At 70.0% G+C, this 600-nt stretch carries 1 protein-coding gene and 1 pseudogene; one reads left to right on the forward strand and one right to left on the reverse strand.

All coding sequences use genetic code 11. From position 1 onward, the window contains the following. A pseudogene (locus HWY05_RS38550) lies at positions 1 to 323 on the reverse strand (peptidase); the annotation flags it as partial. Here HWY05_RS38550 and HWY05_RS38555 point away from each other — a divergent pair. Further along, a partial coding sequence (locus tag HWY05_RS38555; RefSeq protein WP_244146810.1) for a hypothetical protein occupies positions 310 to 600 on the forward strand: 291 nt, incomplete at its 3' end. The pseudogene HWY05_RS38550 and the gene HWY05_RS38555 overlap by 14 nt on opposite strands.

Below are 600 nucleotides of genomic sequence, written 5' to 3' on the forward strand. Positions count from 1 at the left end.
GAGCTGCCGTTGCACGATGATGCGGCCATGATGCGGGCCTGCGAGCGCTGGCTGTTCCATTGCGTCAGCACGCGGCCGATCAGGTTGCTGATGCGGGTGCTGTCCGGCACGGCGGCGGCCATCACGCGGGCGCCGTTGGCGCTGCTGGCGGAGGTGGCCGGCGCGAGCTTGACGATCAGGTGGTCGACCGGCGCGTCGAACCGGCTCAGCGTGCTCGGTGCGCTGCTGGTGGGGGTGCCCGTCGAGTTGCCGGAGGAGGTGCTGGTCGAGGTGTTGGTCGCGGCGGCATTGCCTTGCGAGGCCGCCAGCGTGGTGGTGCACATCTGCGAGGTGCTGCTGGAAGCGCCGGTGCCCGAGCTGGACGAGCTGGTGGTGCCGCTGCTGGTGCTGGCCGCGGCGCCCGCCGCCGGGCTGGGCGAATCACCGCCGCCGCCACCGCCGCAGCCGGCAATCACGGACGCGATCAGCGTCATCGACACGACGGAGGCCAGGGTACGGATCTGGCCCGGGCGAAGCTGGGCAGGGTGGAAACGCTCGATCTTCATGGAATCACTCGTTCTTTTATCTCGCAACCGCAATCCCGCGGTCAGGGCGGCTGGT

The sequence above is a fragment of the Paraburkholderia sp. BCC1876 genome, from assembly GCF_902833695.1.
Classification (GTDB): domain Bacteria; phylum Pseudomonadota; class Gammaproteobacteria; order Burkholderiales; family Burkholderiaceae; genus Paraburkholderia.